We start from the raw sequence: 16,278 nt of genomic DNA on the forward strand, positions 1-16,278 counted from the left end.
CGAAACGAGGAGCAGCGTTCCGATGGAACTCAATCCGGCCACCCCTATCCACGCGATCGATGTGGAACTGCTCTTCCGGCTTGGCACGGCCGCGCTGCTGGGAACATTGCTGGGGTTGGACCGCGAGCTGCGGGGACATGCCGCAGGGCTGCGCACCCACGGCCTGATCTGCGTTTCGGCGGCGGCGATGACGGTCTCGGTCATCGCGCTCTATTTCCAGTTCGGCAACGGGCCGAACTCCCGCATGGATCCCCTCCGTATCTTCGAGGCGACCGGCGCCTTCGTCGGGTTTCTGGGCGCCGGTCTCATCGTCTTTGCGCGCGGGCGGCTGCATAATCTGACGACGGCCGCCAATCTCTGGCTGACGGCCGTGATCGGAGTGGCCTGCGGCGCCGGTCAGTGGCCGCTCGTCGCGATCTGCACGCTCGTCAGCGTGGTCATGTTGACGCTGCTTCATTTCGTGGAAGGCGGATGGAGCCGCGATCGCCGCATCGGCGGCAAGGGGGAAACCGGCGAGGCGGAGTGAGGCCCGCGCACATGTAAAAACGGCCGCGACTTCCGGGGAAGTCGCGGCCGTTCTCGTCCCGGAGGACTAGCTCAGGAAGAACTTCCGCTCGTCGAGCCCGTGATGGTCGAGCCCGATGAGGAAGTGCTGCCCGCGGTGCTGGCCGTTGCGGAGCCGCCCGTAACCGAACCGGTGGTGCGGCCACTGGTCGGTACGGAAGCGCCCCGCGCAGTGTCGGTCCTGCCGGTGTCGGTCCAGTTGGTCCCGCCGATCACGCGCAGGTTGTTCTGCACATGCTTGACGCCGGATACCTCGTCGGCAAGGTCCTCCGCGCGGCGCTTGGCGTGACGGCTCCCGACCGTGCCGTCCAGCGTCACTTCACCGTCCTTGGCAAGAACGCGAATGTTGGTGGCATCGACGCGCCAGTCCTGGGTCAGGCGGTCGTTCACGTCTTCGCGGATACGTTCGTCCGATCGGGTATAGTCCGTGGGACCGCGGCCGCGATGATCCTGTTCGCGGCGGCGGGCCGCGTCCTCATCGCCGAACCAACTGGCGATCTCGTCGCCTGCCCGTCGCAGGAAGCCGCGCTCCTCGCCATATTCGCGCCAGTCGCCATAGTCGCGGCTGCTGTGGTCATCCCGCGTCTCGTCGCGGGTGCCGTAGTAGCCCCGTCCGAACGTATCGAACGTGGGACGATAGCTGAAACTGGGGCTCAACCCGCCACCGCCGCCGCGCCTTGCGTAGAAGTCCCTGCCGCCGTAGTCCTCGCTGGTGAAGTCGGCAAAGTCGTTGCCGCCGCTGGCGTCGTATTCCCGGATGGGATAGACCGGCTGATCGCGCGACAGGCGCCGATCGCCGGAGAACCGGTAATCCCGCTCGGCGCGGCGGCTGCGATAGTCGTCGTCATAGGACCGCTAACCGTAGCTCGTATCCCGCCCGTAACGTGCGCGGGCTCCATAATCCGCATCTTCGCGAGGATCCGGGTGATAGCGCCCTTCGTTATCGCTGCGTTGAAAGCGGCGACGACGGGTTTCGTCCGCATGGAGCGAGCGCCCCGCATCCTCGTTGCCCCAACCGCCGCCGGCCTGCCGCGGGGTGTCACCCTGCCACTGGTTCGCCTGGCGCGGCGATTCCCAATCGGAGTCTTCATTGCGATAGCCGCCCGGCTGCTGTCCGCCGAGGTTGGAATCACGCCGATTCATCGATGCTCTCCTTGGTGTCGTTCTGATATGCCGAGACCGACCCGGCCGGCTTGCCGGGCGCGCTCTGCATCGGCTGTATAGGGAACGAGGCAAGGCATTCGGACGATCCACCGTCCGGCGCTCAGGCGGGCGCATTCGCCGCAGGCGGCAAGATTTCACGGCCTTTGGACGCGTCCAAAGCGTGCATTACTTCACGGAACGCGGCAGCGGGGTTGGTCGGTCGCTACGGGCAGGAAAGGCCGTTGGCGGCGGTCTGCCACTGATAGGCATCGATGGTCTTGCCGCGCGGCTTGTAGGTGATGGAAAGTTTCTCGCCGCCGCGATCAATATCCAGTGTCAACGTCGCCTCCTGATCGCCCTGCAAGGCGTCCTGCGGGAAGCGATTGAGAATGCGGTCGCCCTCGCGCAGTCCGGCAGCAGCGGCGGCAGACTCCGGCTTCAGGCCATTCACGATCCGATCCGGCGTGACGAGGATCAGCGGGTCGAAGCCCAGGTCGAAGCGCCGGAGCGGCTTGGTGACGCGTTCGAAACAGGGGCCGAAGGCTTCCGAGGGCGGCAGCACGGTGCCGCCCGCCAGCATGGCGTCGAAGTCCGCAAGGCCCTTCGCGCCCAGTTCCGCGCCGAGGAGGCGTTTCCACAAGGCAAGGTCCATCGGATGCCCCGCGCGGCGTTCCGCCAGCATCTGCCGAACGAGATCGTCGAGCGAACGCCTGCCTTCGGAGGCCTGGCGGATCTGGGCATCCACCGAAGCGAAATAAAGGGATCCGCGATCGTAAGGCAGCACGCGGATCCGCGTGTCTTTCCAGAACCCCTCGGCGATCCGGTCGTTCGGCGTCGCGATCAGGGCATTGGTGTAATAGCGCCCGGCGGTGGAGTTGAGATCGTCCAGGAACGCCTCGCGGGAAATCAGCCCTGCGCGCCAGGGCAGCAGGCGCTGGTAGTGGACGGCCAGCCCCTCGCCGAACCACGACAGGCCCAGTCCGCCGGGTGCGTCCATGGAGTTGTTCAGGGAATTGATCCAGGCGTGGACCATCTCGTGCGCCAGCAGGCTTTCCAGATCGGCGATCGGCGTCTTTTTGCTGAACGTGAAGGCGAAACTGTCGGTAAGGCCGATACCGCTGCCGGGGTTGAGGTGGTTGGTTCGCGCGAAGACGCCGAAACTGGCCGGGCGCTGGTCGAAGAACCTGCCGTAATATCCCTGGAGGCGGGCCGCCCAATCCATCAGTTCCGGCCCGTCGAAGCCGAAATGGCCCTGCCACGCACCGAAGAAGGTGCCCTTGGCAAAAGTGCCGATATGCCCCGCCATGTAATAGCTGCCGCCGATCTGCTCGGGGCGCAGGGGGTGGCTGCTCCGGGCGTTGCCGGTGCCGACGCTGGAGATGCCGCGCGCGCCTTCCCCGGCGCGGGAGAGGTCCCAATGAACCGAGATGTCGCGCGGCAGGTCGTCGGCGGGCAGGATCAGGAAGGCATTGCCCGCGCCGGACAATCCGCCGTCGCTGGCGCGCAGTTCATACTGGGGTTTCGCCAGTTCCGGCTGTGCGGGATCGATCGAGACACGGTAGGCCAGCGTCACCGCACCCTGGGCGGGGCGCAGGGGCTTCCACGATCGCTCCAGATTGTCTCCGTCACGCGCGGTGTCCCGCGCTTCCACCGGCAGGATGCCTTTCGCGTCGGAGAAGACCAGGCCGCTCATGTGCCTTGCCGAGGTTTCTACGGTGTTGGCGGTCACGGCTATCGTGGCCAGTGCTTCGCCCTGCGGCGGTGCCTCGAAACGAACCGCCACGTCCAGCCGGGTGAGTGCGCCACGGGCGTCGGCAACCGGGGCAAGGCTGACGTCCAGATCCGGCGCATCGGCGGCCCGCGCCGCTGTGAACGACGCGGAAAGCGAGAGGGCGGCCAGAACGGCGCGGCACGCGCGCGCGGAAGAGATCTTGGGCGATGTCATGGGGCTTACGCTATCAGTCCGTCCCGAAGCAGAATGTGCAAAGAGCAGTGCCGCGCAGGGCGCGCGTGCATCAAATATGCGGCACCCCTCCCGCCGATCAGCCGGGCAGCGACGGCAGCGGCAGGCGGTGCGTGCATTTCAGTTCGGACAGGGTCGCGGTGGAGCGCACATCCTCCACGCCCGGCAGGCGCAGGAGCGTGCGGAACGTGAAGTTCTGATACCAGGCGATATTGGGCGCCAGGACCTTGAGCATGACGTCCATCTCGCCGAACAGCGTATAGGCTTCCAGGATCTCGGGCGTGGCCTCCACGGCGTGTACGAAGCGTTCGCGCTCCTCGTCGGACAGCCTCGACATCTTGAGCTGCGCGAAGATGAACATGCTTTCGCCGAACTTCTCGCGGTCGAGAACGGCCACGGTATGGCGTACATATCCCTCCTCCTTCAGGCGCTGCATGCGGCGCCAGCACGGGGACTGCGAAAGGCCCACGCGGTCTGCGATCTCGCTGGAGGATTCCGAGGCATCGATCTGCAGGCGATCGAGGATTTTCATGTCGAGCCGGTCCAATTCGGCGGGCAATATTATGCTCCCTGTTTCTGTTTGTTGGTTTGAACATGCCATGGAAATGCGATCGAGCGCAATAAAGACGGAGATATTTCCCCGCATCGCGCTATCACTGATGCTTCGGAAAACCGACGAACGGTAACAGGGACGGGTCAGCATTATGAAACGGAGCGAACTGGCGATCTTCGACGCGGAGGACGTGCGCGTGCTGCTCGACTATCCTTCCTGCATCGCGGTCGTTCGCGAGGCGATGAAGGCGCTCTCGTCGGGAGAGACGCGGCAGTTGCTGCGCACCATGATCCACATGGGGGAAGGGCGCACGTTCGGGCTGATGCCGGGCGCCTTGTCCGATCGCGGCATGTTCGGGGCCAAGCTGATCAGCGTCTTTGCCGAGCCCGACAATCCCGGCGTGCGCCGCCATCGCGGTGTCGTGACCCTGTTCGAACCCATCGAGGGACGCCCCGTCTGCGTGGCCGATGCCGAAGAGATCACGCATATCCGCACCGCCGCCGCCACCGCCGTCGCCACCGAGGCACTCGCGCGCGAGGATGCTAAAGTGCTTCTGCTGATGGGGACCGGCGGACAGGTCCATTCGCATCTCGAAGCCCTGCCGCTGGTGCGGCGTTTCGAACGCATCCTGATCTGGGGGCGTGATCCCGCGAGGATCGACGCCGTCGTGGCGGCGTGGCGCGATCGCCTGCCGGTGGAGGCCGCCCCGGACGCGCGGATCGCGGCGGGAGAGGCCGATGTGATCTGCACGCTGACCGGTGCGCGCCAGCCGATCCTGCTGGGCGAATGGCTGCGGCCGGGAACGCACGTCAATCTGGTGGGATCGAGCGGTCCGGGCCCGGTGGAAGTGGACAATGCCCTGGTCCTGGCATCCCGCTTCATTGCCGACAGCAAGGCTTCGGCCCGCGATGCCGCCGCCGAATTCCTCGTCGCCAAGGCGGCTGGACTGGTGGAGGACGACCACATCGTCGCGGAGATCGGAGAGGTCCTGCTCGGGCGGGTTCCCGGACGCCGCGATGCCGGGGAGATCACGGTCTACAAGTCGCTCGGACACGCGGTGCAGGATCTCGCTGCGGCGGCGCATATCTACGAAGCGCAGGGGGCGCGGAACTGATGACGATGAAGAAGACCATGGCGCTGCGCATGCTGGCCTGTTCCGCGCTCGCCCTGACCGCGGCCACGCTTCACGCGGAAACCCAGCGCTTCGCGGTGATCGACAATGGCGAGAACGTCGGGCACGTCCAGGCGGATGTGGATGGGCAGAAGGTCGCCATCGATCACGACGTCAAGAGCAACGGCCGGGGACCGACGATGCACGAGGCGATCGTGCTCGATGCGAAGGGACTGCCGACGGACTGGACCCTGCAAGGCACTTCGACTTTCGGCAACAAGGTGGATGAGCGCTTCACGGCCCGGGGCAAGCGGCTCTCCTGGTTCGACACCACCGGCAAGGGCGCCCTGCAGGCCAAGGCGCCGACGCTCTATGTGGCGCAGGAAGGCAGCCCGTTCTCGCTCGGCATCTATGCCCGCGCGCTGCTGGCCCAGCCCGGCCATGTGCTGGCCGCCGCGCCGGGCGGAACGCTTTCGCTGGAAGAGGAAGCGCCCGTCACGCTGGGCGGCACGGCCTACCGCGCGTTCCTGGTCAAGGGCATCGGCCTGACGCCGAGCGCGATCCTGCTGGACGACAAGGGCGCGCTGGTCGCCGCCTATTCGCCCACCAGCGCCACGGTGCGCGAGGATCTGGCGTCCCATGCCGGCGAACTGGCGAAAATCGCCGCGACCCGATCGGCGGAGCGCTTTGCTGCGATCCAGAAGAAAGTGGCGCACACTTACGACGCGCCGATCCGCATCCGCAACGTGCGCGTCTTCGATCCGGCAGGCGGCAAGCTGGGCGATCCGGTTTCGCTGGTGGTCTTCGGAGACAGGATCGCCTCGGTCGAACCGCTGGACAGCCCGGCTTCGCCCGGCGAGGTCACGGTGGATGGCGCGGGACGGGTGGTCATTCCGGGGCTGCACGACATGCATGCCCATGTCTCTCTCCAGTCCGCGCTGCTCTACATCGCCTCGGGCGTGACCAGCGTGCGCGACATGGGCAACGAGAACGCCTTCCTGATCGACCTCACGCGCCGCATCGATGCCGGGGAAGTGGCCGGGCCGCGCATCGTACGCAACGGTTTCCTCGAAGGACGCAGCCCCTATAGCTCGCGCAACGGCTTCATCGCCGGGAGCGAGGCGGAAGCGCTGGATGCGGTGCGCTGGTACGGAGCGCGCGGCTATTGGCAGGTGAAGATCTACAACAGCTTCAATCCGGCATGGGTGCCGAGCGTGGTCCGCGAAGCGAAGCGTCTCGGCATGGGCGTGACGGGTCATATCCCGGCCTTCACCAATGCCGATGCGATGATCGCGGCAGGCTATGACGAAGTGACCCATATCAACCAGCTCATGCTGGGCTGGGTACTCGACCCCAAGGAGGATACCCGCACGCCGCTGCGCCTCACGGCCATGCGGCGGACGGCGGGCCTGGACCTCGCTTCGCCGCGCGTCGCTGCAACGCTCGATACGATGCAGGCGAAACATATCGCGCTCGATCCCACGGCGGTGACGCTGGAACTGCTGATGATGAGCCGCGACGGACGGATCAGCCCGGCCGTGGCGGGCTATTTCGATCATCTGCCGGTCGGCGTGCAGCGCAACCGCCGCCAGGGCATCGCGCCGATCAAAACGCCCGAGGATGCCGCCGGTTACGACGGCGCCTTCGCGACGATCAAGGCGCTGCTGCTGGACATGCACAAGCGCGGCATCACGCTGTTGCCCGGCACCGACGACGCCACCGGCCTTTCGGTCCACCGCGAATTGCAGATCTATGCGGAGGCCGGGCTGCCCAGGGCGGATGTGCTGAAGATCGGCACGCTCGGGCCGGAACGCTACATGCACCGCGACCAGTCCTACGGTTCGGTGGAGAAGGGCAAGTATGCCGACTTCGTGCTGCTTGACGGCAACCCGCTGGAAGACATGGCGGCGCTCCACCGCATGGCGATGGTGGTGAAGGGCGGGACGGTCTATTTCCCGTCGGAGATCTGGAGCGAGGTCGGCGTGAAGCCTTTCGCGGATGCGCCTGAAATCACGGCTCCCAAGGAGCAGCCGAAGCCGGTGGCGCTGATCGAGGGAGCAGGCGCCGAAGCGCACGAGGATCTGGCGTTCTGAACAAGAGGGGAAGGCAGGGGCGGTTGCCTGCTTGCCTTCCCCTCACCTGTTTTGGCGGACGAAGTACCACACGGCGCCCAGGCCGCCCCAGACCAGCAGCAGGACGTAGGGCCGCCAGTCCGCCTCAAGCCCGATCGCGATCAGGCCCAGTGCGCAGACCGCTCCGGCAATGCCCAGCGCGATCATCGTCCCTTGTGCCGGACGGAAACCGGCACCCTCATGCAACTGCGGATGGCCATGGGCGACGCGGGCGGCGGAGAGGCAGATGCTGCCGTACTTCACCAGGTTCGGGATGTTCACCGCGAGGAACAGGAACGTCAGTTCCATCGGCATGAGCAGCCCCACGCAGCCGATGCCGAATACGGTGAACAGCGCCACGTGGGGTACATGGGTGCGCGGATGGACGCGGACGATGAAGCGGGGCAGCACGCCCGCCTCGGCCATGGCGAAGAGGCTGCGGCTGAACATCGTGAAGATCGCGTTGAGGCTGGTGCCGATCGCGGCGATGGCGGCCAGAACGATCACCGGCACGGCAAGCGGCCCCATGAAGCGCTTGGCCGCCTCCAGAATGGGCGCCTCGCTGCCTGCCAGTGTCTCGGGGCCGAGCACGGTCAGCGCCACGAAGGCCACGGCGACGTAGAGCACGGTGGCCGAGCCGATGGCGACGGCAATGCCGACCGGGATGTTGCGGCGGCTGTTCGCCACTTCACCGCCTGCTTCGGTTGCCGCCTCGATGCCGAAGAACAGGCCCATCAGCAGCGGCGCAGCGGCGAAGGCGCCATGCAGGCCCTGCGGCAGGAACGGTTCGAGGCGGGCCGGATCGGACATGCTGAACCCGCCCCAGATCGCAAAGAGCCCGAACAGCAGGATCAGTGCGCCGACCATCACCGTCTGCGCGCGAGACGCCACGCCCACGCCGACGAGATTGGCGATCAGCGCCAGCAACAGCACGGCCAGCATCGTCGGCTTGACCGGAAGCGGGACGAGCATCGAGACGTAGCGCACCAGCACGAGCGCCAGAACCACCATGGCGCCCATGTTGGCGATGATGCGCATCCAGGCGATGAAGAAGCCCAGTGTCGGATGGAGGTAGCGCGAAGGCCAGACGAAGCTGGCGCCGGAAACCGGATCGGCGGAGCCGAGATAGGCATAGCTCACCGCGATCAGGTACATCGGCAGGGCCGCGATCACGACCGAGAGCAGCATGCCCGGCCCTGCCAGCGCGGTGGCAGGGGATACGGCCGAGAAGATCGAGACCCCCACCGCCGTACCCAGCCCCAGCGAGACGACGCCCCAAAGGCCGATGCCCTTGCGCAGCTCCTGTTCGTGAAGCTCCTGTTCCGCTTCGCTCACTTGCCGGTCCTCCGGCAGCTGTCCGCCTTGATGAATTCCGCCAGGTCCGACTGGAAGCGCGCGCGGCTGCCGTCGTCGGAATAGAACACATGGCCGCCGACATAGCGCTCGTTGCGGTAGCGGTCCTTCGGCAGGCTGGACTGCGCGAAGAGGTAGTCCGCCGCGCCGATCGTGGTCGTCGTGTCGTAGATGCCGGTGCCGACGAACAGCCGCAGGCAGGCGTTGCTGGCCGCGTGGCGCTCCACCGTGGCCATGAAGGGCCAGTCGGCAAAGGGCGAATCCTCGGCGCCGTAGCTCCAGGTGCCGTCGAAGCGGGCGATCACTTTGTAGGCATCGGCGCCGGGCACCTTGAGCGTGGTGGCGAGGTAGTCGGTCATCGCCTTGCCGAAGGCATCGGAGATCGGCGACGAGGGATCGCCGGGCATCATCGTCGTCACGTTTTCCGGGCGGTCGGCCAGATAGCGGGCATCGTAGCGCCCCATGACCTGGCCTTTCGCCCGCAGCAGTTCGACGCGGAAGCGCTCCTTGGAAATGCGCAGGTCGTTGGCGAGATAGAACGCGGCCGGAATGCCGGTCAGTTCGGAAAGGCGCGCGGCCAGGCGATCGCGTTCGGCCTGGGCAAGGTCGCGGCCGCGATAGAGCGCGGGCAGATAGTCCTCGCGGGCGAAGCGGGCGGCCTCTTCGGCCACGTCCTGCGCCTTGCAGGGCGGCTTCACCATGCCGTGGTAGCAGGCGATGGCCGCCAGCGTCGGCAGTGAGGCGGCATAAGTCACCACGTTGTCGGGCCGCTGCGAGGTCTCGATCATGTTGAGCGCCTGTCCGAGCAGGACTACGCCGCGCACATTCGCATTGAGGCCCTGTTTGTCGAGGGCATCGAGCATGGCGACGGCGCGGATCGTGCCGTAGCTCTCGCCGAGGATATAGACGGGCGCGCCGAGACGCTTGTGGGCAGCGAGCCATTGGCGAATGAGGTCCGCCGCCGCGTTCGCATCCCCGCTTACCGTGCTGTAGGGCGCGGCCTCAGCGCCTGCCGGGCGCCGGGAAAAGCCGGTGCCGGGCGGATCGATGAACACTACGTCGGCCAGGTCGTAGAGCCGGGACGGTCCGGGCAGGAGCTTACCCGCGCCGCTCGTGCTGTCGGCCGGGTCTTGCGGGACATGCGCGAGCACGGGGCCGAGCAGGCCCATGTGGAGATAGGAAGCCGAAGCGCCGGGGCCGCCGTTGAAGGCGAAGATCACCGGCCGCGCCTGCCCGGCATTCTCGCGGGTATAGGAAATGTAGCCTGCCGTGGCCGGGGAACTGTCCGCGCCGGCTGAGACAGGGACAAGTCCCAGCTCGGCGCGGACAGGATGTGCGGGGTCGGGTTTCGAAACCCGCACATCGATGAGCACCCGTTCGGCCTGCGGCTCGGCCGCGCGTGTCTGAAGGGGTGCGGCAGACGCCGCGACTAGCGCGATCCCCGTCAGCACCCGAAAGTGCAGCGAAGATTTCCGTTTGCGACCGAAGGGCTGCGGCGGCGTGAAATTCATGGCGTTTCCAGCTTCCTGTGGCTTTCGCGATAGGTGAGGAGACCGTCGGTCAGGGCCTGGAGGCCGTAATCGAGGCGCGACGGCTCCATTGCGAAGCCGAGGCGGACATGTCCGGGCGCGCCGAAATATTCCCCCGGCGCCACCAGTACGCCGCAACGGTCGGAAAGCCAGCCCGAGAAGCGCTCGGTATCCCCGATCCCGGCCAGGCGCGGAAAGGCGATGCAGCCGCTTTCCGGCAAGGCGCCTTCGACCAGCCCCTCGGCAAGCCAGTAGGCATGATAGGATTCGATGATGGGGCGGGCCCTGGCCAGTACCGAGAAGGTATTGTCCTGGAAACGCGCAGGATTCTCGACGATGAGCGCGGAGACCGCGTGGGCGAGATTGGAGATGGCGAAATCCACCTCCTGGGCCATTTCACGGATCGGGGTGACCACGCTTTCGTCACCGACGATCCAGCCGCAGCGCAAGGTGCTGAGACCGAAGATCTTGGTCAGGCTGTTCACCGAGACGAGGCGGGGCGAGGCGCCGCCGCAAGCTGCTGGGCGAAGGCTGGCTCCGGCGTAAGGCGCATAGACCTCGTCCACCACCACGATAAGGTCGTGGCGCTCGGCGATCTCGCCAAGGGCGGTGATCGCGGCCTCGTCCACCGCCATGCCCGAGGGATTGTGCAGGTTCGAGATCACGATCATGCGCGTTTCGGGGCGCAGTCGGGCCTCGACTTCCTGCGGGTCGATCGTGAAAAGCGGGGCGGGGCGTTCGAAGGTGTCCACCGCGATGCCGCTGGCCTGTGCCAGGCTGCCGAACAGTTCGAAGCTGGGGTTTTCCACCAGCACCCGGTCGCCCGGCGAAAGCAGCGCGCGGTAGATCAGCGACAGCGCGCCGGTGGCGCCGGTGGTGGTGAGCACCTGCTCCTCGCGCACGCCGTAGTCACGCGCCAGCGCGGCAACGAGGTAGGGATTGCCCTTCACGAAAGTGCTGGCGTAGCGGGAGGTGATCCCGTCCGCGAAACCTTCGAGGAGCACTTCGCGCAGCAGTTCCTTCGGTTCGGGAACCGAACTTTCGAACAGGCTGACGAGGAGGCTGCGGGAATTGCTGTTCCGTAGGATCGAGCGCCTTACCCACTGGGCATAGGACTTCGAAGTCTGGGCGTATGGGCGGGAAGCCATTGTCTCGTATCTGCCGGATTTGTGCCGAGTGCGGTGGGTGGCGGCGGCGCCGGGAAGGGAATGTTCCCCGGCGCTGCCGGAACCCGTCACATCTTCAGCTTGGCGCCGATCCAGAACCGGCGGCCGAGGATGTCGCCATAGGCGATCTGCGGGTAGGAAGGCGCTTCGTCGGTGAAGTTGTCGATACCGGCGCGGAAGGTGATCCGGCCCGCTTCGACTTGCGCCGAGATGGAGTGCGTCAGGTTGCTGTCGAGCAGCGGGTTGGGGTTGGTTTCGATGGTGGCGTCGTACGCCGCCCTGGTCTTGTCGAGGTAGTAGGCCTGGTAGCTCAACCGCACCGGGCCCTTGGTCCAGTCGAGGTTGAAGCGGCCTTCCCAGGTGGGCTTTTCGTAGGTGTTGTCGGTGCGGATATAGTTCTCGCCGGTGACCGAGCTGGTCAGCAGCGTGTTGTGGGTGGCATTGACGCCCAGATGGAAGGCGCCGATCCGGCCGGGTTCGAATGTGTAGTCGATGGCGTAGACTTCGCCGCGATACTTGACGACGCCGGCGTTGAACGTGGTCGTCGTACCGGCCAGGATCGTGCCGCCGGGGCTTACGCCGTCCGACGAGGCAATGCGCGAGAACGCGTTGCAGACCGCTGGATCGGGGTTGGTGTTGTCATAGCAGGCCGCCGTGAAATCCTCGGTGGTGAAGGCCGAGAGGCCGTCCTTGAGGTCGATCTCGATACGGTCCGCGCTGATCGTCAAGCCCGGAATGAAGCGGGGCTGGAGGACGATGCCGTAGGTGAACGTGTCCGAGATCTCGTTGCGCAAGTTCGCATTGCCGCCCGAGGTGATGGTGGCGCGTTCGAAGTTCTCGGCCGGGTCCTGGAAGCGGGCGAGGCGTTCGGCGGGGCTGAGCCCTGCATTGGTGCCGTCCGCTTCCACGCCGTAGTTCGCATTCGCGGTGAAGGCGGCCAGGCAGTTGGCATAGCGGACAGACGGGTTGGACCCGCTGTTGATGCGGTCCGCATCGCAGGGGTCATAGCCGACCGAACCGAGCGAGGTCGTCGTCGGCGCGAACAGCATGGCCAGCGTCGGCGCGCGGAAGTTGCGGCTGCGGCTGACGCGCAGGGTCACGCCGTCCACCGGCTGCCAGCGCAGGCCGAGATCCCAGACCTGTTCCTTGCCCGCGATCGAGTTGTCGACCAGGCGGCCTGCCGCGCTGGCTTCCAGCATGCGCACGATCGGCACGTTCATCGCGCTGTCGATCAGCGGGATCAGCAATTCGCCCGAGAGTTCGTCGGTATTGTAACCGGCCGACTGGGCGACTTCCAGGGTGCCGCCGCCGAACAGGCCCTGCCGGTTGGCTGCGAGCGGGGTGTAGGAAACCTGCTCGTCGCGGTGTTCGTAGGCGAGGCTGAATTTCACGGTACCGCCGGGCAGGTGGACCACGTCGCCGCCGAGCGTGGCGAGGAAGTCGGTCTGCTCGTTGCGGTAGTCCAGACCGGCGCGAACGCTGACGTACTTCTGCGCGGCCTTGGAGACATTGCCGTTGCCGAACGGATTGATCGGCGCGCAGGAGGCATCGTCATTGGCGGCATCGGCATCGGCATTGATGCCGCAGACGATCTGGCCGCCCGAAAGCACCGCGTCGATGGCGTTCGCGTACTTGACGTTGTCCACTTCCCAGCGGCGCTGTGATCCGTCCACGCGGGCATAGCTTCCAGAAACCGACCAGTAGAAGTTCCGGCTGCCTGCCGAGAACTCGCCGTCGACCCCCAGAAGCGCGCGATAGGTATCGGTCTTGTAGCGCTGGAGGTTATCGGGCGTCAGGTCGTTGAAGTACTTGGACAGGAACAGCGGCGCCCCGGCGGCAAATGCCGGGCGGGCGGCCGAAAGCGTCGCCTTGGCCTGATCGGTGAGGTAGGGGTTGTCGATCGTGAAGATCACCGGCCCGGCGTAAGTGCCGTAGTTCAGGATCGTGCGGCTCTGGCCCTGCGGGATCTCGGTGCCTTCGGTATGGGCATAGAGCAGCTCGGTGCGCAGGGTGATCGCGTCAGTCAGGTCGTAGTGTGCGATCAGGTTGCCGGTGAAGCGCTGCACGCCGGTGCGCAGGCCTGCCAGGTCGCGATAGGCGAAGCCCTGACCGCCGCTGGAGAAGGGAATGCCCACCTGGGTGCCGGGATCGTAAGGCACCAGATTGCCGCTGGAATCGAACTGGAGCGGGGTGCCGTTCGACTGGGTCAGGAAGCGCGTGAAGGGTGCAGGGCTGTTGAACAGGATGCCGTTCGCATTGAATTCCCAGAAGTGCGCGTCGAGCAGTTCCTTCACCGAAGGGATGCCGTCGCTGGGTCCGGTGTCATCGGGGTTGCTCACCGTCAGGCGGCCGAGCGCCGAGAGCGGACGCGCGGCGAACATCAGCGTCGGCGACTGCGCATAGTTGAGGTCGATCGCGACATTGCCACGCCCGTCCGCGAAGTTCTTCCCCGCCGTGCCGCGCAGGCTGTAGGTGTGGTAATCCCCGCGCGAGGAAATGCCGTTCTGGCCGTCGAGCTCAAGGCCTTCGAAGCTTTCCTTGAGCACGTAGTTGACGACACCGGCGATGGCGTCGGAACCGTAGACCGCCGCGCCGCCGCCCTGGACCACTTCCACGCGTTCCAGCAGGCCGAGCGGGATGATGTTGGCGTCCACTTGCGCATCGCCGAGGCCAGACGAGCTGGTGACCATGCGACGTCCGTTGAGCAGCGTGAGCGTGCGTCCGGCGCCCAGGCCGAAGAGATTGGGGAACTGCTGTCCCGAACCGCTGCCTTCGCCGCTGCCGTCGGCCTGATTCAGCATCGGGCTGTTCGAGGTGAGCTGGTTCAGCGCTTCCGAGGCGCTGATATAGCCGCGATCCGCGATCGTCTGGCTGTCCACGACATTGAGTGGGGCGGTCTCGTCCGATGCGTCGCGGCGGATGCGCGATCCGGTGACCACGATGTCCGTGACCGGCGCGGCATCTTCTGCGGCAGGCGCTGCGTCCTGCGCGAAGGCCGGTGCGGCAAACAGCGCGGCGGCGGCGGTGGAAACCATCAGCGCCGCCAGGCCGGTCCTCACGCTGCCTGCCCCGCTGCCAGCCCCGTTTCTGGCCCTTTCCATGCATGACTGCTTCATCGAACTACCCCTCATGTCGCTATGCGATTTTCAATCCCTGATAGGGAAACTAGCGCAGGCGGGCGGCGAGGGGGTTGCGTTGTGGGAAGCGCGAGGGCTCGCAATTGAATTGAAATTTCTCCGTGAGGCAGTGCGGGGAAATTTCTAGCCTCACTTTTCCTCGGAGTGTGAATTGCGAAAGAAGGCGGAAAGGTCTTTCGTGAATTGCACGGCCTCTGCCGGTTCCTCGTACATCATGTGCCCGCCGCGATAGCAGTGGGGGGAAATCCGCTCGGCAAGCGCCTTCGGGAAATCGGAGGCGGCCTGCCGGTTGGCGGCGCAGCCGTTGAGGGAATCGTAAAGGCCGGTTGCCACCAGAACGCGCAGGGCAGGCGCCTTCTCCATGGCGCGCAGGACCCAAGGCTGGGAGGGGCTGGGCGGGCCCTCGCCCGCCATGGCGCGGGCAAGAGATTCCTTGGTGATCGGCGACTGGTCGTATTGCCAGTCATTGCCTACCGGCAGTTCGGGGACCTCGATCCCGGCATAGTGCCCCTGACCATAGCCCAGCGTCTTGCGGTAGAAATCGAGAATGGCGGCGTCTCCCGCTTTTTCGTCGGCAGGCGGCGCGGTTCGGCGCATGTCGAAGACGCCCAGCGTCTTGCCCTCGCCAGCCAGCAGTTTCGTGCGGAAGTCGCGGGGCGAGACCCAGAGCGTCTTCGCATCGATTGCGGCCGGTGGGAGGCCGGTATAACGGGCGAGTCCCGCCAGCACGCGGGCACGCGCCGCGTCATCCAGCGTTTCGGGATGGGAAAGGGCGGGATACCAGACGTCACGCGCCCATTTCTCGGCAGCGGCGAGCGTTCCGGCCGGGCTGGCCGAGAGGGCCGGGTCGAGCTTGCCGAGGGCAAGCGCCGTGGCGGTGCGATTGGGCAGGGTCAGCGCGCGCGTGAATGCTCGGTCGCGCTCCTCGCCCATCGGGATGCCGCCCGAAACGAGCGCGATCCCCGCGACCGACTGGCTCTTGTCGATCAGGATCTCTGCCACGCTCGCCGCGCGCCAGGTGCCGAAGCTTTCGCCGACGAGGTACACGGGCGCGCCTTGCCGTCCCTGATTTCGCAGGAACGTGAGGATGAAGGCGGCAGTGGCCTCGCTGTCGGCCTTGGTGGCATAGAGCTTCTTGGCCGCCTCCGGCGAAGTCGCCCGGCTGAAGCCGGTCCCGGCGGGGTCGAGAAAGACCAGGTCGGCCGCGGGTAGCGGGCTGTTCGGATTGTCCGCCAATGCGCTTCCCCGCAGCGTGCGCGGGCCGAGTGCGTGGAACTGGAGCAGGCGCGAATCCGCACCGGGGCCGCCATTCCAGATGAAGGCGATGGGCCGGGTTTCCCGGTGCGCGGTCCTGGCGAAATAGGCGGTGTAGAAGAGGTCGGCCTGTCTGGCGCCCTCGCGATCGCTGATCGGCATTGTCCCGGCGCAGGCTGCATAGTCCAGCTCGCCGAGCCTGAGGGAAGCGCCAGATGCATCGGGATTGCAGAACCGCTCCGCCGCCGCTTGAGCATGAACCTGCGGTGCGGCACCGAAAGCGGCGAGTGCCAGCGCGGCGCCGAGCAGGCGGTGGGTCTTGGAGGGCATGATCGGCCTTTCACGAGTTCTGCTTTGCGCCCAGCCTAGCCGAGTTGCGAAGGCAAGTTTATGC

Annotated in this window: 12 protein-coding genes; 3 read left to right on the forward strand and 9 right to left on the reverse strand. The window is 66.2% G+C overall.

The window, feature by feature from the left end:
• The first annotated feature begins 22 nt into the window (after nt 1-22).
• On the forward strand, nt 23-526 hold the full coding sequence (locus NTCA1_RS10930; protein ID WP_159830519.1) for an MgtC/SapB family protein: 504 nt from the start codon (nt 23-25) through the stop codon (nt 524-526).
• Between the two features lie 71 nt (nt 527-597).
• Here the strand turns inward: NTCA1_RS10930 and NTCA1_RS10935 are convergent, their stop codons facing one another.
• From NTCA1_RS10935 to NTCA1_RS10950, 4 genes are all read right to left on the reverse strand, one after another.
• Complete coding sequence (locus NTCA1_RS10935; protein ID WP_201282461.1) at nt 598-1,221, reverse strand: BON domain-containing protein; 624 nt, start codon at nt 1,219-1,221, stop codon at nt 598-600.
• A gap of 198 nt (nt 1,222-1,419) precedes the next feature.
• Nucleotides 1,420-1,707, reverse strand: coding sequence for a hypothetical protein (locus NTCA1_RS10940; protein ID WP_159830520.1), 288 nt, complete (start codon nt 1,705-1,707; stop codon nt 1,420-1,422).
• A 223-nt stretch (nt 1,708-1,930) separates the two neighbouring features.
• Entirely contained in the window at nt 1,931-3,652 is a 1,722-nt protein-coding gene (locus NTCA1_RS10945) for a peptidase M61 (protein ID WP_159830521.1), read from the reverse strand.
• A 97-nt stretch (nt 3,653-3,749) separates the two neighbouring features.
• A complete protein-coding gene (locus NTCA1_RS10950) occupies nt 3,750-4,229 on the reverse strand; it encodes an Lrp/AsnC family transcriptional regulator (RefSeq protein ID WP_236549236.1) in 480 nt (159 codons plus the stop codon).
• A gap of 145 nt (nt 4,230-4,374) precedes the next feature.
• Here NTCA1_RS10950 and NTCA1_RS10955 point away from each other — a divergent pair, with 145 nt between their 5' ends.
• Both NTCA1_RS10955 and NTCA1_RS10960 read left to right on the forward strand, forming a co-directional pair.
• Nucleotides 4,375-5,337 carry an ornithine cyclodeaminase family protein gene (locus NTCA1_RS10955; RefSeq protein WP_159830522.1) on the forward strand — a complete coding sequence of 321 codons (963 nt, stop codon included), beginning with the start codon at nt 4,375-4,377 and terminating at the stop codon, nt 5,335-5,337.
• Nucleotides 5,337-7,427, forward strand: a complete 2,091-nt coding sequence (locus tag NTCA1_RS10960; RefSeq protein ID WP_236549237.1) for an amidohydrolase family protein — start codon at nt 5,337-5,339, stop codon at nt 7,425-7,427. The genes NTCA1_RS10955 and NTCA1_RS10960 overlap by 1 nt, the downstream gene beginning before the upstream one ends.
• Nucleotides 7,428-7,469: 42 nt before the next feature.
• On the opposite strand, the gene NTCA1_RS10965 is transcribed toward NTCA1_RS10960, so the two are convergent.
• From NTCA1_RS10965 to NTCA1_RS10985, 5 genes are all read right to left on the reverse strand, one after another.
• Nucleotides 7,470-8,780 (reverse strand): APC family permease, encoded by a 1,311-nt coding sequence (locus tag NTCA1_RS10965; protein ID WP_236549238.1) that lies wholly within the window; start codon nt 8,778-8,780, stop codon nt 7,470-7,472.
• The gene (locus NTCA1_RS10970; RefSeq protein WP_159830523.1) at nt 8,777-10,309 is read right to left on the reverse strand and encodes a septum formation initiator; all 1,533 of its coding nucleotides are present in this window, start codon (nt 10,307-10,309) and stop codon (nt 8,777-8,779) included. The genes NTCA1_RS10965 and NTCA1_RS10970 overlap by 4 nt, the downstream gene beginning before the upstream one ends.
• Nucleotides 10,306-11,475 (reverse strand): pyridoxal phosphate-dependent aminotransferase, encoded by a 1,170-nt coding sequence (locus NTCA1_RS10975; protein WP_159830524.1) that lies wholly within the window; start codon nt 11,473-11,475, stop codon nt 10,306-10,308. Before NTCA1_RS10975 ends, NTCA1_RS10970 begins: the two co-directional genes overlap by 4 nt.
• Nucleotides 11,476-11,561: 86 nt before the next feature.
• Entirely contained in the window at nt 11,562-14,594 is a 3,033-nt protein-coding gene (locus NTCA1_RS10980; RefSeq protein ID WP_159830525.1) for a TonB-dependent receptor, read from the reverse strand.
• A gap of 165 nt (nt 14,595-14,759) precedes the next feature.
• Nucleotides 14,760-16,214, reverse strand: coding sequence for a peptidase S10 (locus NTCA1_RS10985; RefSeq protein ID WP_159830526.1), 1,455 nt, complete (start codon nt 16,212-16,214; stop codon nt 14,760-14,762).
• Nucleotides 16,215-16,278 lie beyond the last annotated feature (64 nt).

It is taken from the genome of Novosphingobium sp. TCA1 (assembly GCF_009811895.1).
Classification (GTDB): Bacteria; Pseudomonadota; Alphaproteobacteria; order Sphingomonadales; family Sphingomonadaceae; genus Novosphingobium; species Novosphingobium panipatense_A.

What these genes read in the sequence shown, in the direction of transcription:
- NTCA1_RS10930 (WP_159830519.1), top strand. Translation starts at nt 23, where the DNA reads ATGGAACTCAATCCGGCCACCCCTATCCACGCGATCGATGTGGAACTG.
- NTCA1_RS10940 (WP_159830520.1), bottom strand. Translation starts at nt 1,707, where the DNA reads ATGAATCGGCGTGATTCCAACCTCGGCGGACAGCAGCCGGGCGGCTAT.
- NTCA1_RS10945 (WP_159830521.1), bottom strand. Translation starts at nt 3,652, where the DNA reads ATGACATCGCCCAAGATCTCTTCCGCGCGCGCGTGCCGCGCCGTTCTG.
- NTCA1_RS10955 (WP_159830522.1), top strand. Translation starts at nt 4,375, where the DNA reads ATGAAACGGAGCGAACTGGCGATCTTCGACGCGGAGGACGTGCGCGTG.
- NTCA1_RS10960 (WP_236549237.1), top strand. Translation starts at nt 5,337, where the DNA reads ATGACGATGAAGAAGACCATGGCGCTGCGCATGCTGGCCTGTTCCGCG.
- NTCA1_RS10970 (WP_159830523.1), bottom strand. Translation starts at nt 10,309, where the DNA reads ATGAATTTCACGCCGCCGCAGCCCTTCGGTCGCAAACGGAAATCTTCG.
- NTCA1_RS10975 (WP_159830524.1), bottom strand. Translation starts at nt 11,475, where the DNA reads ATGGCTTCCCGCCCATACGCCCAGACTTCGAAGTCCTATGCCCAGTGG.
- NTCA1_RS10980 (WP_159830525.1), bottom strand. Translation starts at nt 14,594, where the DNA reads ATGGAAAGGGCCAGAAACGGGGCTGGCAGCGGGGCAGGCAGCGTGAGG.
- NTCA1_RS10985 (WP_159830526.1), bottom strand. Translation starts at nt 16,214, where the DNA reads ATGCCCTCCAAGACCCACCGCCTGCTCGGCGCCGCGCTGGCACTCGCC.